23 protein-coding genes and 1 riboswitch are annotated in these 24,347 nt (G+C 36.5%); of the genes, 12 read left to right on the forward strand and 11 right to left on the reverse strand.

Translation table 11 applies throughout. The features are described from left to right. Positions 1-336 precede the first annotated feature (336 nt). Together GLW08_RS00535 and GLW08_RS00540 are read left to right on the forward strand one after the other, a co-directional pair. Positions 337-2,367: an alginate lyase family protein gene (locus GLW08_RS00535; RefSeq protein WP_160846643.1), complete on the forward strand. Its 2,031-nt coding sequence runs from the start codon at positions 337-339 to the stop codon at positions 2,365-2,367. A gap of 179 nt (positions 2,368-2,546) precedes the next feature. After that, positions 2,547-5,306, forward strand: coding sequence for a DUF7594 domain-containing protein (locus GLW08_RS00540; RefSeq protein WP_160846644.1), 2,760 nt, complete (start codon positions 2,547-2,549; stop codon positions 5,304-5,306). 129 nt (positions 5,307-5,435) lie between these two features. Here GLW08_RS00540 and GLW08_RS00545 read toward each other — a convergent pair whose 3' ends face one another. Then, complete coding sequence (locus GLW08_RS00545; protein WP_160846645.1) at positions 5,436-6,491, reverse strand: response regulator transcription factor; 1,056 nt, start codon at positions 6,489-6,491, stop codon at positions 5,436-5,438. Then, positions 6,492-8,321, reverse strand: coding sequence for a sensor histidine kinase (locus GLW08_RS00550; RefSeq protein ID WP_160846646.1), 1,830 nt, complete (start codon positions 8,319-8,321; stop codon positions 6,492-6,494). It abuts the gene before it with no gap. 206 nt (positions 8,322-8,527) lie between these two features. Here GLW08_RS00550 and GLW08_RS00555 point away from each other — a divergent pair, with 206 nt between their 5' ends. The 5 genes from GLW08_RS00555 to GLW08_RS22205 are packed head-to-tail and all read left to right on the forward strand — an operon-like array spanning position 8,528 to position 13,552. Then, positions 8,528-9,889, forward strand: coding sequence for an ABC transporter substrate-binding protein (locus tag GLW08_RS00555; protein WP_160846647.1), 1,362 nt, complete (start codon positions 8,528-8,530; stop codon positions 9,887-9,889). Between the two features lie 36 nt (positions 9,890-9,925). Further along, positions 9,926-10,888 carry a carbohydrate ABC transporter permease gene (locus GLW08_RS00560; protein WP_160846649.1) on the forward strand — a complete coding sequence of 321 codons (963 nt, stop codon included), beginning with the start codon at positions 9,926-9,928 and terminating at the stop codon, positions 10,886-10,888. A gap of 24 nt (positions 10,889-10,912) precedes the next feature. Further along, positions 10,913-11,740 (forward strand): carbohydrate ABC transporter permease, encoded by an 828-nt coding sequence (locus GLW08_RS00565; protein ID WP_160846651.1) that lies wholly within the window; start codon positions 10,913-10,915, stop codon positions 11,738-11,740. A gap of 47 nt (positions 11,741-11,787) precedes the next feature. Beyond that, complete coding sequence (locus tag GLW08_RS00570) at positions 11,788-12,567, forward strand: sugar phosphate isomerase/epimerase family protein (RefSeq protein ID WP_160846652.1); 780 nt, start codon at positions 11,788-11,790, stop codon at positions 12,565-12,567. A 4-nt stretch (positions 12,568-12,571) separates the two neighbouring features. Next, complete coding sequence (locus tag GLW08_RS22205; protein ID WP_160846654.1) at positions 12,572-13,552, forward strand: Gfo/Idh/MocA family oxidoreductase; 981 nt, start codon at positions 12,572-12,574, stop codon at positions 13,550-13,552. Between the two features lie 54 nt (positions 13,553-13,606). On the opposite strand, the gene GLW08_RS00580 is transcribed toward GLW08_RS22205, so the two are convergent. Beyond that, complete coding sequence (locus GLW08_RS00580) at positions 13,607-14,041, reverse strand: DMT family transporter (protein WP_160846655.1); 435 nt, start codon at positions 14,039-14,041, stop codon at positions 13,607-13,609. 160 nt (positions 14,042-14,201) lie between these two features. Between GLW08_RS00580 and GLW08_RS00585 the strand changes: the two genes are divergently transcribed. Continuing rightward, positions 14,202-14,927, forward strand: a complete 726-nt coding sequence (locus GLW08_RS00585; protein ID WP_160846656.1) for a polyphosphate kinase 2 family protein — start codon at positions 14,202-14,204, stop codon at positions 14,925-14,927. A gap of 15 nt (positions 14,928-14,942) precedes the next feature. Here the strand turns inward: GLW08_RS00585 and GLW08_RS21740 are convergent, their stop codons facing one another. Then, the gene (locus tag GLW08_RS21740) at positions 14,943-15,203 is read right to left on the reverse strand and encodes a phospholipase (protein ID WP_237458247.1); all 261 of its coding nucleotides are present in this window, start codon (positions 15,201-15,203) and stop codon (positions 14,943-14,945) included. A gap of 158 nt (positions 15,204-15,361) precedes the next feature. Then, positions 15,362-15,613 carry a hypothetical protein gene (locus GLW08_RS00590; protein ID WP_160846657.1) on the reverse strand — a complete coding sequence of 84 codons (252 nt, stop codon included), beginning with the start codon at positions 15,611-15,613 and terminating at the stop codon, positions 15,362-15,364. A 148-nt stretch (positions 15,614-15,761) separates the two neighbouring features. Here GLW08_RS00590 and GLW08_RS00595 point away from each other — a divergent pair, with 148 nt between their 5' ends. Further along, positions 15,762-16,598, forward strand: coding sequence for a DUF2268 domain-containing protein (locus tag GLW08_RS00595; RefSeq protein ID WP_237458326.1), 837 nt, complete (start codon positions 15,762-15,764; stop codon positions 16,596-16,598). Between the two features lie 52 nt (positions 16,599-16,650). Here the strand turns inward: GLW08_RS00595 and GLW08_RS00600 are convergent, their stop codons facing one another. Continuing rightward, positions 16,651-17,355: a class I SAM-dependent methyltransferase gene (locus GLW08_RS00600; protein ID WP_160846659.1), complete on the reverse strand. Its 705-nt coding sequence runs from the start codon at positions 17,353-17,355 to the stop codon at positions 16,651-16,653. 149 nt (positions 17,356-17,504) lie between these two features. Between GLW08_RS00600 and GLW08_RS00605 the strand changes: the two genes are divergently transcribed. After that, positions 17,505-17,633, forward strand: a complete 129-nt coding sequence (locus tag GLW08_RS00605; protein WP_160846660.1) for a YjcZ family sporulation protein — start codon at positions 17,505-17,507, stop codon at positions 17,631-17,633. Positions 17,634-17,788: 155 nt separating this feature from the next. Here the strand turns inward: GLW08_RS00605 and GLW08_RS00610 are convergent, their stop codons facing one another. Genes GLW08_RS00610 through GLW08_RS00630 form a run of 5 tightly spaced genes read right to left on the reverse strand, consistent with a single transcriptional unit; the run spans position 17,789 to position 21,370 of the window. Continuing rightward, entirely contained in the window at positions 17,789-18,571 is a 783-nt protein-coding gene (locus tag GLW08_RS00610) for a TatD family hydrolase (protein ID WP_160846661.1), read from the reverse strand. After that, positions 18,568-19,305, reverse strand: a complete 738-nt coding sequence (locus GLW08_RS00615; RefSeq protein WP_160846662.1) for an ABC transporter ATP-binding protein — start codon at positions 19,303-19,305, stop codon at positions 18,568-18,570. Before GLW08_RS00615 ends, GLW08_RS00610 begins: the two co-directional genes overlap by 4 nt. Continuing rightward, positions 19,298-20,071, reverse strand: a complete 774-nt coding sequence (locus tag GLW08_RS00620) for an ABC transporter permease (protein ID WP_160846663.1) — start codon at positions 20,069-20,071, stop codon at positions 19,298-19,300. Before GLW08_RS00620 ends, GLW08_RS00615 begins: the two co-directional genes overlap by 8 nt. Beyond that, positions 20,068-20,361 carry a thiamine-binding protein gene (locus tag GLW08_RS00625; protein WP_160846664.1) on the reverse strand — a complete coding sequence of 98 codons (294 nt, stop codon included), beginning with the start codon at positions 20,359-20,361 and terminating at the stop codon, positions 20,068-20,070. The genes GLW08_RS00620 and GLW08_RS00625 overlap by 4 nt, the downstream gene beginning before the upstream one ends. Positions 20,362-20,365: 4 nt before the next feature. After that, complete coding sequence (locus GLW08_RS00630) at positions 20,366-21,370, reverse strand: ABC transporter substrate-binding protein (RefSeq protein WP_160846665.1); 1,005 nt, start codon at positions 21,368-21,370, stop codon at positions 20,366-20,368. 143 nt (positions 21,371-21,513) lie between these two features. Continuing rightward, positions 21,514-21,623: riboswitch (TPP riboswitch) on the reverse strand. Positions 21,624-21,773: 150 nt separating this feature from the next. On the opposite strand from GLW08_RS00630, the gene purU reads away from it, so the two are divergent. Continuing rightward, complete coding sequence (purU, locus tag GLW08_RS00635) at positions 21,774-22,673, forward strand: formyltetrahydrofolate deformylase (protein WP_160846666.1); 900 nt, start codon at positions 21,774-21,776, stop codon at positions 22,671-22,673. A 246-nt stretch (positions 22,674-22,919) separates the two neighbouring features. Continuing rightward, positions 22,920-24,326, forward strand: a complete 1,407-nt coding sequence (locus GLW08_RS00640; RefSeq protein ID WP_160846667.1) for a poly-gamma-glutamate hydrolase family protein — start codon at positions 22,920-22,922, stop codon at positions 24,324-24,326. Positions 24,327-24,347: the final 21 nt, after the last annotated feature.

Raw genomic sequence — 24,347 nt, forward strand, 5'->3', positions numbered from 1 at the left:
TTTACCTTCATTCTATTAATATTCTTATTATTAGAAAATGATAATATTTCAAAGGTATTGGTATTGTTTTAACTTTGGTGAGTGTACCTGTTCTCTATTTTCTTGAACCCTTACTGGTTAAATTTAAGAAAATTGCAAAGCTACAGTTGCCTTAAATAGTTATAGTAAATATAAAATCTGTTGTTGATAAATACAAAGGCCTTTACTTTTTCTGCAAATATAATACTTTATTGTATTGGAACAATAAAGACATGAAAAAGTCGTATTGGTAAAAGAAAAATTCATATACACTAGTATATAAGATAATTCTCTTAATCTGAATGGAGGTTTTTACGTATGAACTCAGGTGTAAAGGAACCCTCATTTTTTTACTCTGAAGCCTCAAAAGATTACATTAAAGATATGACAACACAGTACTGGGAAAATGAAGTGAATGAAGTCATTCATAGGGCGGACTTGGCTTGTGATAACACGTTCATCTTTACACACAGATGGGATATGGAGCGTTGTGAGACACCCATTTCTTTTTCTGACTCAATCGATTGGACATACCAATATAAGGGTGATTTTGAATGGACAGTAAATCTGAATCGGGCTAGATTCATGGCTGAATTAGGTCAATCCTATTGGTTAACAGACGATGAAAAGTACGTTTCCGCTTATATTCGGTTAATGAACGACTGGTTAGCGCAGAACCCACTCACAGAAAATGAAGTTCATGAAAGTAAAGACAGAAAATACAATGTAAAAGATACATGGCGGAAGCTAGATAGCGGAATTAGGATAACAAACTGGATAAAAGGATATTATTGTGTGAAATCTTCAGAGCAATGGGGGCGTACGGAAGAGGAAACCTTCCAACATGCTCTATCTTTGCATGGGATGTATCTACATATAGCTTACCTCCCACATGATCAGCAGAGTAATTGGGGATTTCTTGAAACCAATGGGCTTTTTCAGATAGCTATGTTATTTCCACATCTAGAGAGCACTGAAAAATGGTTAGAAGCAGCAGTTACAAGATTAGAGGGCATGTGTAAACTCCAGGTATTTGAAGATGGCATGCATAATGAACAAAGTCCCATGTATCATCATGAAGTTCTTCATTGCCTGTTTGAATGTGTATTACTAGCTAAGAAGAATGATTATTCACTACCTTGTACCTTAGAACGCTCTCTTCATAGGTTATTTACTGCATCACTTGCATTTGTGAAACCAAATGGACATCAACCGATGATTAGTGATAGTGATCATACAGATATCCGTGATGTATTAACACGTGGATCAGTTTTATTTGAGAATGGGGAATTTAAGCATCAAGCGTATAGTGTATTGGATTTTGAAGGAATATGGTACTTCGGTAAAGAAGGATTCAGCTTATACGAAAGACTAAATCCAGTAGAACCTTCCTTTTGTTCCACTCATTTTGACCAAGCCGGCTATTCTATCATGAGAAGTTCATGGAAATCGGACGCTCAATATGTATTATTTGATGGTGGCCATATGGACATCATTCGAGCACATGGTCATGACGATTTTCTCCATTTTGACTTATGTTCAAACGGAGCGGATTTTTTAATAGATACAGGTCGATACACTTATATGGAAAATGAGGACCGAAGATATTTTAAAGAATCCACCCAACACAATACAATTAGCGTGGATGATCAAACGATTTCTACTTATGTGGATTCATGGACATGGGAGAATATAGCTCAACCTGTTGATCGTTATTGGAAATCTACGGATCTTGTTGACTATGTTCAATCAGGACATAATGGCTATTTGCGATTAGAAAGCCCTGTCGAGGTTAAGCGTCAATTGATGTTTATTAAACCTTATTACTGGATCTTAGTTGACACATGTTCTTCCCATGATACTCATGAATATAAACAACATTTTCATTTTAGTGAAGATAATGATGTTAGGGTTGAAGACGATGGGAAAATTCATTCTAAGGCTAAAAACGGTGCTGAACTTACTATGATTTCACTTCATTCTGGTATAGTCTCAACAGAGTCATGTTGGACTTCTAGAGATTATAATCACAAAAATAAATCTACTAAAGTTACTTGCTCTCAAGAAGGAAAAGGGTTAGTTAAATTTGTATCGGCAATTGTCCCCGATTCAACCATGGAAAAAACTCCGTTTACGTTAAAAGAAATAGATGTATTCGACACGAAAAATCAATTATTCTCAAAACAAGCAGTTACAGCAGTTGAAGTGACGAGAGGGATAAATCAGGAAGTACTATTATTTTCCCATGCCGGGCCTAATAGCTTTCAATTTAGTGGATGTCACATGGCAGGGGAAATTCTCTTTTCAAGAAAGTCACCTACAGCCTACGAAGACATTATTAAAGTATAAGGATTTCAAAAAAAGACATATAAAGGACAGCATGATAATGAATCTATATTAATAGAATCATCACTAAGGTGGTGATTCTTTTTTTGTCTAAAATTAAGAAACCCTATTATTCCTAAGGTTTGCTATAAAGCAAGTTTTTGTTACTTAATAATTTCTTAAAAAGGAAGGTGATAAGGAGAATGGAATACACAAAACATTCGTATAGATCGGTAATGACGGTCTTTTTACTGTTTATCTCCATGTTCTTTTTTTGTATGACGAACGTAGAGGCATCTGGGAATTTAACCATTGATTCTCATCAAAATGGAGATACGTTAGATGAGGATACGGTAAGGGTATCTGGATCATATACAAACGTTACTAGCATACACTTACTTATTAATGGTTCAACGAAACGACCTGTCGTGAATTCTGGCGACGGAAATTGGTATTATGATTTGGATACATCCACTTATAACGGTGATATCGAATTACTGGCAACTGGAACCGACATTGAAACAAGATACACTATATGGTCTAACATAGTAAATGGCTATATCATCAACCCTTCTGCAGATACTCCATTGGTTAAAATCATAAGTCCTGGTGATGGATCGCAATTGCTTCGTGAAAAGACAAAGGTAAAACTATCTGTAGAAGCAGTAAACGAACTAGCATCGGTGGAAATCAGGGTAAATGGTAGTGAATGGATGAGAACAAAGCATAAGAATGATGGGTATGAATATAAATGGGAAATCCATCAAGACAATCAGACCTATAGTTTAGAAGCTAGAGCTACTGATATGGAAGGCAATGTTGGCTACAGTGCTACAACTTATGTATATAGTGGAGAAGGATCACAGGAAGCCACCCAATTTATTAATCAAAACCGAGCCATGTGGATTTGGGAAAATGCATCTTACAATTTACTTTATAATGAAGGATCACGACATGTATTAGATGCCATGGCAAAAGACACAAGTACGTTCGGACAGGATGAGATCACCACGTTATATTTAGGTGTCGATCGTTACTTTGGAGTTGATATGTTAGAAGACGAACGTGATCGAGTTCGCAACCTTGTAAGTTGGGCTCATGATAATGGATATAAAGTACATGCATTAATTGCAGGAGGAACATCACCTCCCTATTTTGGTGCCTATGAACGCTATCATGATATAGCCATTCAAGAATTTGAAAACATTTTGAACTATAATCTTTCCTCACAAGAAAATGAAAAATTTGATGGAGTAAATATTGATATTGAACCTTATATTGCCCCCGAATTCAAAACAGATAAACCCTCTTTACAACTTCAATATTTAGATCTTTTACAAATATTCATGAATAGAAAAGAAATAGCTGGATCCGGTCTTTTTGTTGGTGCTGCCATTCCAAGGTGGTATGATAGTTCACCAAATGCAGAAGCCATTACTTGGGGTGCCTCGAATCAAACAAAAGAAACAAAATGGTTATCAGAGCATATTCAAGATATTGTCGATTACATTTCCATTATGGATTATCGCGATACAGCAGATGGTTCAGCAGGTATTATTGCTCAAGCACAAGGAGAAATCGATTATGCCAATGAAATCGGAAAGCCTAATTCGGTCGTCATTGGAGTCGAGACGAAAGATATAGCTGATGGCGGAGACCCTGAAGTTATTAGTTTTCGAGAAGAAGGTCGAACGTATATGGAAGCTGAGTTGGATAAAGTTGAAAACGCTTTCTCGGGGGATGTTTCATATGGAGGTATTGCACTTCACCATTATGATACCATTCGTTATTTACCATCTGAGTGGAGTCCTGATGCTGTTTATTGGAAACCACCTGAAGATTCCATAGATCCATCACCTGTCTCTTCTGAACCTGTAGCTACTGCTTTAGATTACCAGAGTATCTCAATAACTTACGGAAGAGCTTATGATAATCAAGAAGTAGAAGAATATTATTTTTATCGAAGTACATCTCCAGATTTTGAAGCGAATGATTCCAATTTAGTGGGTTCCTCTAGAAGGCTTGATTATACGGATGAAGGACTGCTAGCCAAAACACAGTATTTCTATAAAGTTGCTGCTATAGATGTGAATGGAAATATAGGCCCTTCATCAAGTGTTACATCAGCTACAACTAGTGAAACTGAATTAAAGCCCCTCATCATAAAACATGCAAGTATTCAGTATGACGGAACCAAGGGGACCGTGTCCTTACAAGTGATTGATAAGGATACATCAGAAGGAGTGATGAGTACTGTAGGTGGACGTTTTACAATGTTAAGTGGTTTATATATCAATACTGAAACGGATTCTCAAGGTTACATCACGTTTTCATCTGAGAATCTTCCCAATGGAAAAGGACAATTAGGTTTTAAAGTAAATCGAATTCTCTCAGAAGGGTATTATTGGGCTTCGGCTTATGATGAATATGATCAACTATCAACAGAATGGGTGAAGAATACCATTCCAGTTCAGGAAGATGCTCATGTTCGAAGCGGCTCATATGGGGATGAGAACTATGGAGCAGCGCCGCTTTTAGAAATAAAAGATGTATTGGATACAAAATCGAGTAACTATGATCGATCCACCTATCTCAAATTTGATCTTTCCTCCGTTCAAACATCTAGTGTTTCAAATGGGCTACTACATTTTTACGTAAATTCAGGAGTAACCGATGCAAATGTGTCAAAGGTACCCATGACTATTACTGGCATTACTGATGATGGGTGGAGTGAGGATACAATAACATGGGACACAACTCCTTCCAACCAAGAGGGGACATTAATTGGTGAAGTAGATATTGTATCTAAGGGATGGTATAGCATAGATATAACGGATTATGTGAATAGTGAATTGAATGATAAAACGATTACCATTCTCTTATCAGATAAAAACGCTACGGACCGGACTATAAGTATTCAAAGCAAGGAAAACACATATTCATCGTATCTAGACATTTACTGATAGTGTAGAAAAGTTGAAGGTTCCTTTTTTATGCATAATAGAACGCATGGGGTTTAAGTATGAGCCCCCATGCGTTTTTTTATTTTGGTGTTGTGTATTTTTAGAAACACTCTATTGCTTCATAGTTTTCTACAATCCAATTCGTTTGCGATATTGTGTTGGTGTTAAGCCTGTGCATTTTTTAAAGGTTTTCGTAAAATGGGGATAATCTCCATATCCAATAGCTTCTGCGATCTCATACGTCTTATAAATAGGATTATGCAGCAGGTCTTTTGCTTTCTCTATTCGCTTCTTCGTGATGAACTGTTTGAAACTTATTCCCATTTCTTGTTTAAACTCCATACTGAAGTAGGAGGGAGACATATCTACTAGATTCGCAACTTCTTGCAAGGATACATTTTCTTTAGTGAAGTGTTCTTCAATGTACGAAACCACAGTTAAAATGTTTTTTCTATGACCATATTTCCTCTTTTCTTTTACCGTATTGATGATTGATTCACAAAGGTTCACCATAAAATCTTTCATATTCTTCTCTTTATCAGGTAATGATCTCTCATCTATACAGGGGAGGTCACTCATCCGTTCAGTTTGATTTTTTAATTCACCTTTCATATACGTTATTAAATCCGTATATAGCCGCTTCATCGTTTGCTCTTCTACTTGTTTGTTCAATAGTTGCTGGTGAATCTCTTCCATTTTAGTACGTACATGTTGCTCTTCTAATAACCATATATGACTAACGAGTTCTTCAGCAAATACTTTTACGTTCCAGAGCCATTCACTTCGTTCTTTTGAAGCTTTATCTTTTGTTTCAAGATGGTGATAAACCTTTTGTAATGACGCTAAAAATTGGTCCGGTTTAATCGGTTTTAAAAGAAAATCAACTACCCCAAAGCGGAGGGCCGTTTGTGCATATTCAAATTCATCATAGCCAGAAACAACGATAAATTGGGTGTGATTATTCATTTCTTTAACCTTTTGAATAAAAGAAAGTCCATTCATTTTAGGCATACGAATGTCTGTTATGACAAGATCGGGAGATAGGTCTGTACATAGTTGAAGGGCATCTTCACCATCAATTGCTTCGCCAACTAATTCAAATCCTGTTTGGTTCTTAAGAATTAGTGCATGGATGCTACGTTTAATAAGCTTTTCATCATCAACTGTAATAACCTTATACATCATCTATGCCTCCTTCATTTGCTTTTCCACTGCAAAGGGTAAACGTACTTCTATGACGGTGCCTGTCTCATCAGACTTTTGTATAGATAAACCATAAGGAAACCCGAATTGAGTGCACAAACGTTTGTGAACATTCATTAACCCTATACGCTTGGTAGATTTTTGGGGTTCAGGTGGATCAACATTATGAGTGAACGCATAGTTGTATGTTTCGATCGTATCTGGTGACATGCCTTTTCCTAAATCAACAACGAACACTTGATAATAATAAGTCGTTTTCTTCCCATAGATGCCAATAAATTCAGGGGCTAATTGATGCTCTTCATAACCATGAATGAACGCATTTTCTAGAATAGGTTGAAGGGTTAATCGAGCAGTTATAACATCTTGTAAGTCAGAATCATTTAGATCATAAATGACACGAAGCTTTTCGAACCGTTCTTGTTGTATTTGTAAATAGGATTTAATTTGTGCCATTTCTTCTTGGAGGGTTACCACTTTTTTTGTATTACTTACATTATATCGGAACATATCTGCAAGAGAGGTTGTCATGTTACTAATGGTTGGTTGATTCTCAATAATCGCATAGGAGTTAATAATTTCTAAGGTGTTGTATAAAAAGTGAGGATTGATTTGTGATTGCATAGCTTGCAATTCCGATTCACGGGTTCTTAATTCCAATTCCTTTTCTTTAAGTTTTGCAAGATGAACTTGTTCTATCAATCGATCAAGTTCTGTAGTCATGGTATAAAAGCTTTCATAAAGATCGCTCACTTCATCATTTTGATAAAGAGGAAATGGTTTCTTTCGTTCGAGATTTAGATTGCCAGATTCAGCACTTTTCATTAACTTTTGTAGATTCTCTAATGAATACGTTAACGAAAAAGAGAAGCCACCTACAAAAAATAGGGCTGCACCAATTAGGATTAATCCTACCCATATCGTAGAATTACGCAGTTTAATTAGGTTACCCATAATCCTGTCCATCGGTACACTGGCGATGAGTCCCCATTTTAATTCAGTATTTGGAAATTCCTCATGAACTAATAACGTATTTTCTTTATTTTCTCTTTGAACAGAAATGTTTGATTGGAAGGAGTGAGATATGGATGTTGTGCCTAACAACTCTTCATTAGAATGATACATAATCTTGTGGTGTTCATTAACTATCCAGACATTATTAAAATGGCTAAGGGTTACCTCATTGATAATTTTAGCTAGTTGGTTTAACTGCAAATGAATGATTAGTAATCCAGTTGTCTCATAGGTTGTTTTATCATACAGCTTCCTAACTATTGGTATTACAGAAGTATGTTGTATCTTTTCTACATCTAACACTTCATAGGTATCGAACGAATCTACTTTCTTCCATAGCTCGATATTTCTGTTGCGAATCTCATCCATATCCAAAAATGTGTTTACTTGGCTGTAATTGTTTACTTGCATGACATTTTTATTAATGAGTGATATACCAAATATATCCGAACGACCATTAAGAATAGATGCAAAAGCTTCTTCCTGTATTTGTTTAGAGAGTTGAAAAGTCGTGAATTTGTCTTTAGGTTGAGGCTGTAAATCTACATATTGTTTAACTTGTAGATTAGTCTGGAAGGGGGCAGTAGCCTTTTTAAGGTCTTCTAAATAGAAATTTAGATATTGATTGGTTTGGTTTAATAGGTGTTGACTATATTGAATAGCATTTTGTTCAAGGGAAGATGTGGTTTTTTCATACCAAAAATAACCGAATAGAATAAGGGGAGCACATACGAAAAAAAGGATGACAAAAAATAGCTTGGACTTAATGGACGTACGTTTAGTAAATGGAATATACATGTAAATCCCCCTTATATACGACATACTGCATATGATTGGCATGGAAGGTAGGAGCAAGATCAACGAAATCTAATTACAGAAAATTCTTTATTTTCATTTTATTGAAAAAAACACAAACAATCAAATGAAATTACATTCTCTTATAAAAAAAACAGAGTAGTATTAAGTTTGAAAGCGTTATCAATAAACGAAGGGGGAATTTTAACATGTCTAAGGTAAGATGGCCTCGGCTAGTGTTGTATTTGTTTGCTCTATTTGCTCTAGTGCTATCCGCTTGTTCTAACCAAACAGAAGGGGACGCTGAGCAAGATGGAGACAATGATTCTACTAGTGAAGAACAAGTTAAAATTACGTTAGGATTTTATTCTTCTGGAAGTGCTGATCAAAAAATGGAAGAGCTTATTAACAAATTTGAACAAGCACATCCCAACATCAAGGTGAAAACTCAAAACGCTCCTTATTCTCAATTCTTCCAAAAATTAGATACGCAAATCGCAGGTGGTACCGCTCCTGATGTCTGGTTATCAGATGGGGTGTTTGTTCAAAAGTATGCTGAACGAGGGGCTGCAAAGGATTTAACGGAATGGATCAATAATGACTTAAACAAGGACGAATATTACGGCTTAGATTTTAACAAGGATGCTGACGGTAAGTATTGGGCTGTCCCTCAGGGAATTCAAATTGGTGCCCTCTTTTATAATAAAGATATGTTTGATAAAGCAGGTGTAGACTATCCGGATGATAGTTGGACATGGGATGATTTAAAGGAAGCGGGAGCTAAGTTAACATTAGATGCTAATGATAACGATGCCAATGCTTCTTCCTTTGATACAAGTACAGTGAAACAATTTGGTCTTACATTTTTTAATATAACCGAAGGCTGGATGCCAGTATTGAAATCATATGGCGGTGGTGTCCTTGGGGATGAGTTAAAGAATTCCATTGTGGACTCTACCGAAAACAAAGAGGCTATGAACTGGATTGTAGATGGAATGGAACGAGGGATTTTAACTGATCCCGCTGATCTTCAAGCTTTCCAAAGTCCAATGTCTCCTTTTCCTAGTGAAACAGCTGCGATGAGAATTGGCATTTATGCTCGAGTACTTGCGGCAAATGAAACAGGTGTAAATTATGATGTTACCGTTCTACCAAAAGGTCCAAGTGGAGAGCGTTTCTCGCCAGTTATTGCAAACTCCTGGATTATCAGTGAGAGTGCTTCTGATGCGAAAGCACAAGCTGCTTGGGAATGGATCAAATATTGGGTAACAGAAGATAAAGTTCAAAGAGAATGGGCGGAACTTGGGGAAGCAGTTCCTGTTAAAAAGTCTGTAGCTAACTCTGATTTATTCTTAGGATCTGGTGAAAAACCTGAGAACAAGCAGGCTTTCTTAGACAGTTTTGATTTTGCAGGTACGCTTGATGTAAATGCTGTATGGTCTGAATGGGTGAAAGTATTTGGAGATAACGTAAATCGTGCCTTCTTAGGTGAAACGAGTGTTGATGATGCCTTAGAGGAAGCGGATCAAGAAGTTCAGAAGGTGCTAGATGAATTTTATAACAATCAATAATGCTAGATAAATAGATATAGAAAGTGTGTGGCAATTATGGCGAATCCTTCGAAAATCGAACATAACAAGCCAACCCAACCAACAGAACCTAAACAAAAGAAAAGGTTAACTCATGAGGGGAAATGGGGATTGATTATGATTTCCCCTTATCTTATTCACTTTGTAGTATTTATAGCGTTTACATTACTTGCTTCTTTTTACTTTAGTCTCTCTAAATACGATATGTTAAATGCTCCAGAATTTATAGGCATCGGGAATTACACTAAGCTTGTCAATGATCAAGTGTTTTGGCAAGCATTAGGAAATACCGTTTATTTTACGGTTTTATTTGTACCAGCCCAAACAATCCTTGCTCTAATATTAGCTGTTGCACTGAATCAACAGCTAAGAGGATTGAAGTTATTTAGGATGGCTCACTTTATTCCTGTCATTTCTTCCTGGACGGTCGTTCTATATGTCGCGGATGCAATATTTAATCCTAGATTTGGTTTAGCGAATACGGTTCTTTCTAAGATAGGTATGTCTCAACAGCAATGGCTGAATGATGAAATGCTGGTGATTCCTGTATTAGTGGTTGTGGCAGTTTGGAAAGGAATTGGTTATATGATGGTAATTTTCTTAGCTGGACTTCAGAATGTTCCTGAAGATCTCTATGAAGCAGCCGAAATAGAAGGGGCAGGTGTTCTCAAGAAGTTTAGGCACGTAACCATTCCGTTAATCTCTGGTACCACGTTTCTAGTATTAGTACTAAGTACGATTACGACCTTTCAAGCATTTGAACAAATATATGTGATGACGGGGAATGGGGGAGATATAACAGCTGCTGGAGGACCGAACAATTCCAGCATGGTACTCATGTTGTATTTATTTCAACAAGGATTTGCTTTCTTGAAAATGGGTTATGCTTCTGCCATTGCTTGGGTGCTGTTCATCATCCTATTTATTATCACATTGATTCAAGTGAAGCTTCAAAACAAGTGGGTTCACTATGAAAAATAGTGTAATCAGTAGAGGTGTTTCTATATGAAAAATCCAAATAATAAGCGAAGGATTGTAAGTTATCTCATCATCCTTATAAGCTCCTGTATCATGCTTACTCCTTTTATCACTGCTGCAATGAATTCATTAAAATCCTATAAGCAGTACACGGCTATACCAGTAGAATGGATTCCAAACCCATTTCAGTGGCAAAACTATGTAGAAGTATGGAAAATGACCGATCTTGGAACATATGGAGTGAACAGCTTAATTGTAACAGTTCTTTCTGTTGCTGGAGCATTACTTTCCTGTTCTATGGTAGCCTATGCTTTTGCCAGACTAGAATTCCCCTTTAAGAATTCGCTATTTATTATGGTGCTAGGTACGCTAATGATTCCACCAGTTGTCATGATTATTCCGCAATTCATTATCTTTAAACACATGGGTTTCCTAGACACGCTTGTGCCACTATGGATTTTGGAGTGGCTTGCCCAGCCATTTGGAATTTTTTTAATGCGACAGGCTTTTCTATCTATTCCTAAAGAATATGAAGAAGCCGCCAAGTTAGATGGGTGCACTCCATTTCAAACATATTGGCGTATATTCCTTCCTATGTGTAAACCCCAATTAGCAACACTAACCATCTTTACATTTATGACAAAGTGGAATGAAATCATGGCACCTGTTATTTATCTATCATCAGAAGAGAAATTCACTCTACCTATTGGTGTGTTGTCCTTGCAAGGAGCGTGGTTTGGAAAAGAACAGTATTTGATTGCTGCAGCGTTAATGACACTAATACCAATCTTGATTGTGTTTCTGTTTACTGAAAAATTCTTTGTCAAAGGAGCAAGTTCTTCTGGGTTAAAATAAATAACCGGAAGGCTTGCCTCTTTCTGTTGAACGAAGGGAGAATCTTCATGACGAATGTGTTGATTAATACTGTGTTGTTAGAAAAAAATAGATGGCGCGAAGCTAGAAATCCTTCCTTAGAAGTTAGTGAGTGGTTATCTCGCTTTCATGTGGATGGATTTACTGGTATCGAGTTATGGGAAAACCATGTACTAAAAGCTTCTAATCAAGAAATCAGGAGATTAGAACAAAGTAAGCTCCCCGTTCAGGTGTATAACTCCTATGTTCGTTTTGATGACGGTTACGAAACAGAGAGATTACAAGCAGCCAAAATGATTCAACGGTTACAACCTCAATCTGTGAAATTTAATCTTGGAAATAATACGAAGGAGATAGACACTTATCTAAAAAACCTTGAATACTGGGCAAGTCAACTACCTAGTGAGTGCCAATTACTGTGTGAATGTCATCCTGGTACAATCATGGAAGATCCAAGAATGGCAAAAGATATATTCACTGAATTAAACAATAGTAAATATAAAGCAATCATTCATCCTTTTCATAAAAATACTGATCTTCAAGCTTGGTTTGATTATGTAGGAGCTAGAATTAGCCACGCTCATGTCAGTGTATTTGATAATGGAACCTTCTTCACTTTAGAAGAACGTTCTCCATTTGTAAGGAATCGTTTTGATCAGTTGAAACGAAATGGATTTAAAGGCTCCTATTCCATTGAGTTCACGTCTGGCGTTGCAACAGAACGAGAATCAATTGAACTAGTTTACCAACATGCTGTACAAGATAAAGATTTTCTCATTAAATTACACAATGTAGGACAAAGGAGTTAAAGCAGTGATATATACAGTATGTATCATAGGTGCAGGGAACATTGCTCAGGAGCATTTAGAAGCTTTAAAAAACCTAGAAGAAGTAAGAGCAGTTGCCATAGCTGATAAAGAATATGACAAAGTCAAGCGTGCGAGTTCATTATTTCATGTAAATGGATATACCGATTATAAAGAGATGATTAAGCAAGAATGTCCTGACATTACTATTATTACGTTACCTCATTTTTTGCATAAAGAATCAGCAGTGTTCTGCGCAGAGCAAAAGAGTCATATATTACTTGAAAAACCAATGGCCCTTACCGTTTGGGAATGCAAAGAAATCATCAAAGCAACAGAAAAAAATGGTGTTAAGTTAATGGTAGGTCATACTCAGCACTATTTTATTGAAAATATAGTATCAAGAAAAATCATTCAATCTAGAGAACTTGGTGAATTAGTTCAAATAAATGAATCGAGACACATGCATTATTTCACTCCTGAAAGGCCTAAATGGTTCTTGGAGAAAGAAAAAGCGGGTGGGGGAGTCATGATGAATTTAGGTGCCCACTCTGTTGATAAAATCCTATGGATGACAGACTCATTTATTAGCACTGTTCGCGCTACATTAACTTATCATTCCAAATATGATGTGGATGCTAGTGCATTAGTATGGGCTGAAACATCGACCAATATTCCAATTACGATTTCAATATCAGGGTATAAAGGTGCCAGGCAACATGTCACTGAACTAATTTTCAAAAATGGCATGGTGAAAGTAGAAGTTGGGAAAGGAGTATGGATAGCAAAAGATGACCATTATGAAACATTTCCTTTACCAGAACAACTACCAGTATTTCAAGGACAAATACTTGACTTAGTCGAAGCGATAAAAGGGAAGCAAGATTTGGAGTTAGATGGAGGATATGGTGTTTCTATTGTGCAAGTGCTAGAGTCGATATACCAATCTGATGCTCTTAAAAAGCCTATCCAAGTAAAAAACCAATAGAATCAGTAACAGATTCCATTGGTTTTTGTATGTAAAGATTAAAACGAAGGATAATTAACGCTTTGTATATAAGAGAATAGCTACAATCATTAATCCCATCCCAGCAATTCGTTGCCAATCAAGGGGAATTTGTTTCATTCCAAGCCATCCGAAGTGATCGATTAAAGAGCTCGTAATTAGTTGCGCTGTGATTAGAGTAAATATAGCAGCTCCAACACCAACTCTAGGTACTGCTAATACCATCGTGCTTACATAAAAAGCTCCAAGAAGACCACCAAGTAGTTGCCATTTTGGAACTTGGAATACTTGTAGAAGGTTACCTTTTCCAAAGAACAACATTATCAAGAACAATGCTACTGTACCAACAAGAAAGGAAACAAAGGCTCCCTCGAAAACACCTACTTTTTGGCCTAGACCGCCATTAACGGAGGACTGGACTGAGACGGCAATACCTCCAATAAATATAAGAAGCATCATAACCCATTGCATGTATAGTTCCTCCTATCTAGTTTTCTATCATTATAGAAGTATGCTTGTCTAACATAACGTATTTTTAAAGAAAAGTGTGGTAAAATGCTTGAAAAGGTTTATTCGAGTCTATTAATTGGTTTGGAGTAATACTTGGGAGATGAAAGGGGGGAATGAAAAGATGTTGGAGAATGTTGACCTCACATTACAAATCAGTGATAAAAAACAATATAAAAAGGAACTTAAACAATCACAATTGGAATTACTTAAACTACAAAGGTCATTGATTGATAACCAAATAGGTTGTTTGATCGTATGTGAAGGGTGGGATGCTTCGGGTAAAGGAGGGGCGATAAAAAGATTGACTAGTGGTCTTGATCCCCGTGGATTTGATGTTCATTCCATCGGTGCTCCTTCCATTAATGAGAAAAGACATCACTATTTAAAACGGTTTTGGACTAAAGTACCACCTTATGGAAAAATCACTATCTTTGACCGCTCCTGGTATGGTCGTGTCTTGGTTGAAAGAGTAGAGAATCTGGCTACATCAGCCGAATGGTTCAGAGCATTTCAAGAAATAAATCAATTTGAAAATATGCTTACAGAAGACCGATACGTTGTGGTTAAGCTTTGGTTTCATATATCGAAAAATGAGCAACTTAGACGATTTGGTGAACGAGCGGCAAACCCACTTAAACAGTGGAAGCTAACAGATGAAGACTGGAGAAATCGTGCTAAATGGGACGACTATGAAATGGCTGTAGAAGACATGCTTGACCGCACATCTACTCAAGCAAGTCCTTGGCATGTGGTTGAAGGAGAAGACAAACTTCATGCACGTGTGAAAACGAATCAAGTGGTTGTAAAAGCAATTAAAGATAAAATAGCAATCCTTAGTAACACTTGAATAGAGTTTGGAGTTTCATATACTGTATATTAGACGGGCGTGTTCTCCTTCTTTTGAGGGAAGTTCTCTAAGCCTATCTAATCTTTCTAAAAATTCAACATCGCAATCACATCTAGGTCCCTTGGAGCGGTAACAAAGATCATGTGCTCGACACGCAGCATCTACTGCATTTATTGGACCTTGGGGACCGCTACAACCAGGTCCACACCAATTATACTCAGGGAATAGACATAACCTTGATTTAATGGGAGACCGATAAGGTTTTCTTCTTTTCAACTAAGTTCTCTCCTTACACGGAAATTCTTATTGAAAAAGGTTTCGAGAATAGAAGCTTGAAAAAAATACACCTTCACAAGAGAGAAGGTGTATTCATTGTTCTTACCTGTTACCTAGCTACATACATTCGTTAATAACGGGAGTGTACCTTACTGGATTTACCAGAGAAAAGCGGAAGCTAAAACAACTCCAGTAAGGGCACCTAAGGCAAATGGAACACCAAATCCACCATAACCAAATCCATAAAATCCATAATTAAATCCTCTTGGACCGTCTATCGGCCTTATCCATACATGCGTTCTTGTTACTCTGGTGATTTCTCCTACATGGGATCTGCCATCTCGGCATGTTATACGAACGGGTTTACCATGATATCTGCAGCACACATGATAAAAATCTGGTCCAGACATACATACCCTCCTTTTATTCTATACATGATTGTACCTACTGCTAACTTATGTGAGTTTTTGTATTTTGGATTGGACACGAGCATAGCTTACAGGATAATGGGTAAGTACCTAATTTTGTTTCATCAAAGGAGAGGGCAAGTTGTCCATAATGGAAACGTCTCTATGGTTAAATGATTTTACCAAGGCATGTAAAGGTAATACATTTCACTTAGAAAATCTCTTTCGAATTCAATGTGAAACTTTATGTTATCCTATTGAACAATATGAAAGTGATATACAAGGTGAAGAATTGCAATTTTTTTTATTGCAGTATGGTTTATTTGAACCTGTTGAATATGAGTATTTGGAGCAAACTTTAAAGAATTTAAGTAGAATGCATATCTGGAGTGTAGTTGAAGAGGAATATCATCGTTTAAAAAGGTTGTGGAATGGACCTGAAGTGAATGTGTTCATTTTCCCAATAAAACAGGCTCATCTTCCTGAATGTAAAAGGATAGCTTCTAAAAATGGTGTAACTTATAAGCAATCTATCTTTTTGTTTTTATCCCCATTTCTTGTCTTGAATGAAGTGCGAGCGCTTTTCGCACATGAATACCATCACATATGCAGGTTATCCACTTACAATAAGATGAAAGTTGAACCTGCTCTTAAAGATGTCATCATACTTGAAGGTCTTGCCGAGCATGCAGTAAAACAACTGTATGGAGAGAAATGGTTAGGTCCATGGCATAATCGCTATCCATTTGAAGCAATGAAAGAATTATGGAAACATTATTATTTACCAAATTTAAATATTACTAATGAAAGAGCTCAGTCTATATTTCTATATGGTGAAGAAGGTACATTGTTCCCTAAGTGGATCGGTTATGCAGTAGGATACGAAATTGTTGACTCTTACCATACTAAACAACAGTGTCATTACAAAAAACTTCACACACTGCCAACTGAAGAGTTAATTAGAGGTTCAACATTAGGATCAACATAACAAAATATTGAACATTTGATTTTTTGCATATTGTGAAAAATATATATGTCACTTAAATACAACACCGAAATACACGGTATCCTATATGTGAAGCATACGTTTCTGTTATGTGGGCATGTTTATCCCATATATCATAATCTTCTAGTGTTATATCATTGGATATGTTCATATCAGTTATTTCTGTATTATGAAGACTTGTAATAGTGGGTAAAACTTGAATGTTTGTAAATCCAGATTTGTTTAATTTATCTAACCATTGATCTTCCGTTAATACATGTTGAATTCCGTAAACTTCCTCGATTGTAGATTTGATTTCCTGTTCTAACTCCTGGTTTGCAATCATTTCAATCAACAGACAACATCCTTTTCGTTTAACAACTCTATTTATCTCAGCTAAGGTTTTGGAGATGTCCGTAAAAGCTATAACAGATTCAGCCAAAATCATATCAAATGAAAAATCCTTAAATTCGAGATTCTGTGCATCACCATGAACAATGTGTACTGGCAATGAAGTTGTATCAAACCGATTGTTTGCTTTTTGCACCATTAATGGGTGATTATCAAGTGCAGTTACTTCACAACCAAATGTTGTACTAATGTATTCGGCAGTTTGACCTGTTCCACAGCCAAGGTCCAATACTTTCATGTCAGGGTGGATATTTTCCATCGCAAAAATTTGCTTGGTGAGAGGCAATCCTCCAGGATGGGCACCACCGATACCAAATTTCGCTAAAATATCTAAGTAATCATTGCTCATATATTCCACCTCTTTATTTTACTAATGTACCATTATGTGATATTGACCTATCTTGACAATACTATATGCTCCCCATTAAGGTATGTGCCCTTCCAATAGGTCTTAGCATTACATAACGTATAGTATTACTGATGAAAGTAGGTGAGTTGATGGGCTTTGGAGGCTGTGGTTATAATCCAGTTGGTGGTCAAAGAGGTTACAATTATGGTGGAGGATTTGTACTAATCGTTGTGCTATTCATTCTGTTAATCATTGTTGGAGCAACAATCTATTATTAAGAACGGATAAAAAAATACAATGAAGAACTGCTGCAATGTAATATAAATAGACGCATTCTGCCTACACAGAATGCGTCCTTTTTTATAGAAATATATGGATAATACATACAAGTATGCAACACGATAAAATTGGTAAGACAATTGAACTTTCTTGGTTAAACATCAAGTTGATAAAACTGTTTTGTGTTCTCATACATAGCTTTATAAATCGTAGTTTCATTCAGTTGTTTGATTTCAGCTATTTTTTGAATACTGGTGTGAATCATTTTAGGGTGTGTCATTTCTTCATTAAACGGGTGCTCGAAAGGCCAGGGTCCATCTGTTTCAACCATCATAAGTTCCAGTGGATAGTGGTGGATGATTGTTTGTATTTCTTGTTCGTACACACAATCAGGAGTTATAGAAATCATGTAATTGTTACCCATTAAACGTTGAATAGTATTATAGGAACCTTTAAACCAATGAAAGTGTGCCTTTTTTACATCGTATTTCTCTAATAAATCAAGTACGAGTTCTGCGTCTTCATAGATAGCATGGAGAATGATTGGTTTATCAAGTTTAACAGACATCTGAATAAACGTTTCTAACAGATCTATATAAGGTTTAAGTATAAGTTCCTGGTTTTCTTTACGTCTATAAAAGGGCAAACCAACTTCACCAATAGCTATGATATCCTCCGCTTGATTCGTTATTAGTTCTAAGAGGTGGTTTATCTCTGTATCAGATGGTAATGCTTGTTCAGGGTGATAGCCGATAGCCGTCTTTACGCCTTGATTCATTGCTGAGAGTTTTATATTAGTTAAGGCAGATTGATAATGATTAGACACTGAAATAAGTGCTTCAACGCCCTCTGCATTCATTTCATTTAAAATTTTATGCTGTTGAAGTTCTGTGTACATATCTAAATGAATATGAGCATCTATGATTGGATAAGTCACACTATCACCCTTAGTTCATTATAAATTTCTCTTTTCCATGCCAAAAACTCTTCCGTTAATAATAAAGATTCTTGCCTTGGTCTCTTAAAGGGTATATGGAATTCCCTTTCAACAGTTGCTGGTCTATTGGACAACACAATAATTCGGTCTGAAAGAAATAGAGCTTCTTCAATATTATGTGTAACAAATAAAATAGATCGTTTGTGTTCATCCCATATATTCATGAGCCACTTCTGCATTTCGAGTCTTGTGAATTCATCTAAAGCAGAAAAAGGTTCATCAAGACAGATTAGGGGTTGAGGGCTCATTAAACTACGAATAAAGGCAGACCGCTGTTTCATCCCCCCAGATAGTTGATGGGGAAATGCGTGTTCATAACCTGATAAACCAGCTTTCTCAATCATTTGTAATGCTGTTTCTTTATCAGCTCGGTCAACTATTTCTGCACCGAGTAGGACATTCTCAACAATGGTTCTCCAAGGGAATAGAGAAGGACTTTGAGGCATGTAGCTAATAGAACCTCTTTTCCCAGTTATTTCTTCCCCATTAAGAAAAATATGTCCTTGTTCAGGCTTGTATAACCCGCCAATTAAATGGAAAAGTGTGCTTTTACCGCTTCCCGATGGACCTAAAATGGTTACAAATTCAGCATCCTTCACATCGAAATGGATATCCTCTATTATTTTCTTCCCTTCAAATGACATGGATATTGACTCTAATGAGAGGTTAGCCATCTGTATGTTTCCCTCCTTTATTTTGCCAACGTATAACTCTCTTCTCTAATAGAGCAATGAGGGCAAAGAAACTTAAGCTGACAATCATGATGATGAAAATAGCCACAAATAGCCTGTCTGTACGAAAGGAAGAGGATGCTAGTGTCATATAAACCCCAATCCCTTTTTTAGCACCGAGCCATTCAGAAATTACCGCTCCCATAACGCTATAGGTTGCAGAAATTTTAAGACCTGAAAAGAGAGAAGGGAGGGCGTGTGGCCATTCTAACTTCCAGAAAATTTGCTTGTTAGAAGCTCCCGCCATTTTCATGTAATGCATCAATTCAGAGCTTGTTTGTTTAAGTCCATCTAAAGTGGCAATTGCGATAGGAAAAAAACAAACTAATGTAATGATAATAAGCTTTGGGAGCGTTCCAAATCCAAACCATATTACAAGTAATGGTGCCAAAACGATAATAGGAATATTCTGAGATAGGATCATAAATGGATAAACAATTTCTCTTAAAGCAGAAATAGTATGTAACCCAATGGCTACAATCACACCAAAGCTGGTACCAATAATAAAACCTAGCAACGTTAATTGAATGGTTGATAATAAATGGCCATTATAATTAGACCAGCCTGTTATTCCTTCATGAAAAATATCGGAAGGAGGAGGCATAAGCCAAGCTGGGATAGCAAATAGTTTACTACTAATTTCCCAAATAATAAATAAAAGGATGAGGACCGCAATGGGCCTCCATCCTTGAAGAATGATGTGTTTCATGTACGATACTTCTCCGTCAATTGATCCATAGATGCTCCGCTAGGTTGATAGAGCACTTTGATCTGTGAGATGACATTGGAACAACCCATATCTATCATTTTTTGATTCATTTGTTCAATAACGGTGAAAATTTCTGATAGATTTCCTTCTAATGTTGTTTCTAAAGGATGAACTTCATATTTGATACCTGATGCATCAATAATAGAAATAGCTTGGTCTACATAAGGGATAACATTGTCGTTCTTGTTTGTTTTAGGTAAAATCTGAATACTGACTAATGAATTAGCCATAAGATCACTCCTTATTTGGTAGGAATTCATTCGTAAATGCGTCCTCGACTTGTAACTGTTCTTCCAGAAGATTGTTATTATACATCCAATCGGAATAATTTTTCCAAGTTTCTTTTTCCTGAATACCCCATTGCTCTGCGTCATCTTGATATTTAGGAGATAGCCACTTTTGACTTGCTTTTACAAGCTCTTCGTCTAAATCAGGAACAGCATCTATAAGTATAGAAGCTGCATCTTCAGGGTTATCCTTAGCAAAGGTGTAACCTTTTGAAGCGGCTGTAATAAAGGATGACACTGTTTCAGGGTTTTCGTTTATCATCGATTCATTAGTCGTCAATATCGGAGTATAGTAATCTAATTTTTCGGAGTAGTCCGTGAGGTATTGCATGTTTAACTCTTGACCACGCAATTCTGCTTCCACACCGGTCCAGCCATAATAGATCCAAGCAAAATCAACATCACGTTTAACAGCTGTAAAGAAGTCAGTATTGCCCATGTTGACAATGTCCACTTTTTCTACATCAGCGTCTTCCTGCTTCATCAAAGATGATAGAACGGCTTTTTCTACCGGAGCACCCCAGCCACCATACGTTTTACCTTCATAGTCAGCTGGTGATGTTATGTTCTTATCTTTTGGTGAAGCAAATCCAGAAGTATTATGTTGAATTACAGCTGCTATAGACACAATAGGAATATCTTGAACACGGGCATGTGTTAATGCTTCCTGAGCACTTACACCGAATTCAGCCTTTCCGGACGCAACAAGTTGATTTGCTCCTGTTTCACCTGGCATAAGGATTTCGACATCCAGACCTTGCTCTTTGAAATATCCTTTTTCTTTTGCTACGTATAATCCTGTATGGTTTGTATTAGGAGTCCAGTCTAATACGATAGATACTTCTTTTAATTCTTCTTCATTTTCTTTAGAACTTGCTCCTTGCTCGTTGGAAGAGCAAGCTGTCAAAATAACAACCACTAATGTAAGCACGACGAATAAAAACTTTCTCATTTTAATACCTCCTGATATGTTCATAGATTGCGTTAATCTAGAAATAGGAATGAAGAACAGGAAGCGTAGGAAGATTAAATGTATGATAAGAAAATAAAAAACACCCTAGGTCCATACCTAGGGTGCATATATCAATACATTATTAATCGATTGACTATGTTCCCTACGCTGGTCTAAACCAGTTCAGGTTCCAAGGGTCAGTATGTAACGCATACTATCTCAACCAGCAACACTGGTCCCCCTACATTTCTCATATTATTAAGTTAATTAACGCCTTTTCTAAACTTTGCCACAGAAGCGAATCTTTTTCAAGTATTATTTACATTGATATAGGAAAAGGGCAAAATAGAGTAGTGTGTTACTATACTAAATCACTGAAGAATATATAAAGAAGGAGATTCTGATGTCACAATCTATACAGGAACAAATCCAAACTTTTAAACAGGACCAACAAAACAGAGGGCGTTTGTTAATCAGTTGCCCAGACCAACCAGGAATTGTATCTGCCATTTCAACGTTTTTAGCAGACAATAATGCCAATATTATGGAATCAAACCAATATTCAACTGATCCCAAGGAAGGGACCTTCTTCATGCGAATTGAATTTGAATGCCCTGATTTACCTACTAAAGAAGAAGAGCTAAAAACACAATTCAGCCTCATAGCACAAACTTTTTCAATGGATTGGAAGCTTAAAAGTGTGTATGATGTGAAAAGGACAGCTATATTCGTATCAAAAGAACTACATTGTTTAAGAGAGCTTTTATTTGAATGGCAAAGCGGAGATATCATTACAGAAATCCCCTTAGTAATTGGTAACCATGAGCATGCCAGGCAGATTGTTGAATCATTTGGAATTCCATTCTATTATATCCCGGCCTCTAAAGAAAATCGAGCAGAAGTAGAGGAAAAGCAATTGGAATTACTAAAGGAATACAACATAGATGTCATTGTCCTTGCTCGCTATATGCAAATCCTAACTCCAAACTTTGTAGCTGCTCACCCTTCTGAGATTATCAATATTCACCACTCATTCTTACCTGCGTTTATTGGAGCAAATCCACATAAGCGTGCCCATGAACGGGGTGTCAAGCTAATTGGAGCCACATCTCATTATGTAACTAATGAGTTGGATGAAGGTCCAATAATTGAACAAGATATTAACAGAGTAGACCACCGAGATGATGTCAAAGATTTGAAAAAGATAGGTCGTTCGATAGAAAGAACTGTATTAGCACGTGCAGTTAAATGGCATCTTGAGGATCGTGTTATTGTATTTGAAAATAAAACGATAGTATTTTAATTGATTAGAGCAATAGAAGGATTCCAAGGGCCAAATTTGTATGCTAATAGTGGTCAAGGGAGGTTCATATATATATGCAAAAAACCTATGACAAATTCATAGGTTTTTTGCACTATATATATAGGTATTTTTTAGTCTCTAAACTAGGAAATTAAACTCATAATTTAACTTAATACTTCATAAGTCGTAGTTCCATTTCGATATAGTAAGTAATAACAAAATATATGCTGAAGGGACACTACACACATGACTTTTAATTTGAAATTAATCTCGTTTATGGTTTGCGTTTTATTTGTTGGTTTATTTGTAGGAAAAACAGTATTGGGGGAAAGTGCCATTCAAACTCAGGATGAAGTTATCTGTGAGAGTTGTTGGGAATTTTCATATGTTGACCATCAATCACAGGTACTAATTGATGGTAAAGAAGATGGAGAGTTTTTACCTGCATCCTCTTTTATTGCTGATCAAGCAGGAGGCAATACATACAATCACTACGATGTTAAAGATGTTACATCTTCCGCTACAACCATTGAATCGAGCTCCACTGTAAGCAGGGATATATTGACCCATGTTTCCATTCAAGGGATAAAGGGTTCAAAAGTAACTACCCAAATTACTGGGCAAGACGACAAGCTGACCAGTATGATTAAAACACATCTTGAAATGAATGGCTTTAATGCAACAATTGAACCAGCTTCTACTTCTCAGATTGGGGTTTCGATTACTTACACAGAGGCACAAGCTAATGCTTTCTTTGAAGGTGGTGACCTAACGTCATTTTCTTCCTTATCCAACACACCAAAGAAAGATGCATTTTCCAATTATGCTCAAGCTATTAAAGATGCATTGAATGAATACCATACACAAAAAAATGTTTGGATCTGGGACAGCAACTCAGTCGCAGAAACTCCTGATCAAACCATTGACTTTTTAACAAGACACCATGTAAATCATATTTATTTACATTATAACCCCCTAGTAGAAGAACATTATCCGTATTTCATTACAAAAGCAACCGAAAATAATATGACCGTTCATGCTTTAATGGGTGCACCTCATTGGGGTCTTGAGGTCAATATTCCAGAAGGAAAACATAGAATGGACCGGGTTATGGAATATAATAACAATGCCCCTGAGAATGGGAAGTTTGTTGGTATTCACCTTGATATCGAACCTCATGTTCTTGACGAATGGGACCAAGATCGTACTGATATGATTCAACAATGGTCCAACGCTTCACAACAGTATGTTCAATATGCCCGTGATAATGGATTTATCGTAGGGAGTGACTTACCTTTTTGGACAGATGGATCTAGTGTAGAACCATATTACCCTGGATTTTATAAAGAAATGATTGATCGGAATGATTACGTGACTGTAATGGCATACCGTAATACGGCGCTTGGATCAAATAGCATAACATCTCTATCAGAGAATGAAGTTTTTTATGAAAACTCCCCCAAAGTAGAGGTAGGTATAGAAGTAAAACCTCACTATTTAGATTATGTAAGCTTTGATGATAAAACGTATCTGACTATGGAAGATGAACTTGCTAAAGTTCGAGATTATTATACAGATTCTCAACCTAATGGGTTTAAAGGGATTACGTATCACAGTTTTACAGAATGGAGAAACTTAGAGAATAGAAAATAACAGAGGTATTAATACATGAAA

This window comes from Pontibacillus yanchengensis (assembly GCF_009856295.1).
In the GTDB taxonomy this organism is placed as follows: domain Bacteria; phylum Bacillota; class Bacilli; order Bacillales; family BH030062; genus Pontibacillus; species Pontibacillus yanchengensis_A.

Coding starts and splice junctions, on each gene's coding strand:
- GLW08_RS00565 (WP_160846651.1), top strand. CDS start 10,913: ATGAAAAATCCAAATAATAAGCGAAGGATTGTAAGTTATCTCATCATC.
- GLW08_RS00570 (WP_160846652.1), top strand. CDS start 11,788: ATGACGAATGTGTTGATTAATACTGTGTTGTTAGAAAAAAATAGATGG.
- GLW08_RS00580 (WP_160846655.1), bottom strand. CDS start 14,041: ATGCAATGGGTTATGATGCTTCTTATATTTATTGGAGGTATTGCCGTC.
- GLW08_RS00605 (WP_160846660.1), top strand. CDS start 17,505: ATGGGCTTTGGAGGCTGTGGTTATAATCCAGTTGGTGGTCAAAGAGGT.
- GLW08_RS00615 (WP_160846662.1), bottom strand. CDS start 19,305: ATGGCTAACCTCTCATTAGAGTCAATATCCATGTCATTTGAAGGGAAG.
- GLW08_RS00625 (WP_160846664.1), bottom strand. CDS start 20,361: ATGGCTAATTCATTAGTCAGTATTCAGATTTTACCTAAAACAAACAAG.
- GLW08_RS00590 (WP_160846657.1), bottom strand. CDS start 15,613: ATGTCTGGACCAGATTTTTATCATGTGTGCTGCAGATATCATGGTAAA.
- GLW08_RS00545 (WP_160846645.1), bottom strand. CDS start 6,491: ATGATGTATAAGGTTATTACAGTTGATGATGAAAAGCTTATTAAACGT.
- GLW08_RS00535 (WP_160846643.1), top strand. CDS start 337: ATGAACTCAGGTGTAAAGGAACCCTCATTTTTTTACTCTGAAGCCTCA.
- GLW08_RS00560 (WP_160846649.1), top strand. CDS start 9,926: ATGGCGAATCCTTCGAAAATCGAACATAACAAGCCAACCCAACCAACA.
- GLW08_RS00620 (WP_160846663.1), bottom strand. CDS start 20,071: ATGAAACACATCATTCTTCAAGGATGGAGGCCCATTGCGGTCCTCATC.
- GLW08_RS00540 (WP_160846644.1), top strand. CDS start 2,547: ATGGAATACACAAAACATTCGTATAGATCGGTAATGACGGTCTTTTTA.
- GLW08_RS00550 (WP_160846646.1), bottom strand. CDS start 8,321: ATGTATATTCCATTTACTAAACGTACGTCCATTAAGTCCAAGCTATTT.
- GLW08_RS00600 (WP_160846659.1), bottom strand. CDS start 17,355: ATGAGCAATGATTACTTAGATATTTTAGCGAAATTTGGTATCGGTGGT.
- GLW08_RS00640 (WP_160846667.1), top strand. CDS start 22,920: ATGACTTTTAATTTGAAATTAATCTCGTTTATGGTTTGCGTTTTATTT.
- GLW08_RS00555 (WP_160846647.1), top strand. CDS start 8,528: ATGTCTAAGGTAAGATGGCCTCGGCTAGTGTTGTATTTGTTTGCTCTA.
- GLW08_RS00595 (WP_237458326.1), top strand. CDS start 15,762: ATGGAAACGTCTCTATGGTTAAATGATTTTACCAAGGCATGTAAAGGT.
- GLW08_RS00585 (WP_160846656.1), top strand. CDS start 14,202: ATGTTGGAGAATGTTGACCTCACATTACAAATCAGTGATAAAAAACAA.
- GLW08_RS00630 (WP_160846665.1), bottom strand. CDS start 21,370: ATGAGAAAGTTTTTATTCGTCGTGCTTACATTAGTGGTTGTTATTTTG.
- purU (WP_160846666.1), top strand. CDS start 21,774: ATGTCACAATCTATACAGGAACAAATCCAAACTTTTAAACAGGACCAA.